The sequence below is a fragment of the Neisseria sp. P0021.S006 genome (assembly GCF_051956895.1).
The window spans coordinates 1-434 of record NZ_JBQCWZ010001304.1 but is presented as its reverse complement, the minus strand read 5'-3'; the positions used below and the strand labels follow the sequence as shown (position 1 = coordinate 434).

General features: G+C 46.5%; 1 pseudogene. It reads left to right on the top strand.

The annotated features are described in order from the left end of the window. Positions 1 to 187: 187 nt before the first annotated feature. Positions 188 to 434: pseudogene (locus tag ACTHUM_RS20005) on the top strand (MliC family protein); the annotation flags it as partial.

Sequence of the window (434 nt, the reverse complement as noted above, 5' to 3'; positions counted from 1 at the left end):
CCTCTAGCGCAAGTGCGGTTTTTTTTCAAACGGCATTCATCATTCATATCAAAACTACAAAAAATCCTGCCATACTCCCGGAAACAGGGAGAAAAAGTAAATAATGGTTATCCCTATTGTGAAGCCATAAAGATATTTCTAACATGCCGCTACATTCTTCCTTCAACACTGACCATAGGAGTCACAAATGAAAGTAAAAGCCCTGCTTGCAATTGCCGCCGCCATGAGCCTCGCTGCCTGTGCCGCCCCCGAAGCCCATCAACATGAACATGGTCAACGTCAAGAGCACAATCATGACCACGGCCGTACACACGATCATGATGCCCGTGTTCAATCATTCAGCTGCGAAGATGGCCTGTCTGTACAAATCCGAAACCTGAGCACTGATCAAGTTGAATTACGCCTTGACGCCAAAGTTGCAACCCTGTCTTCTG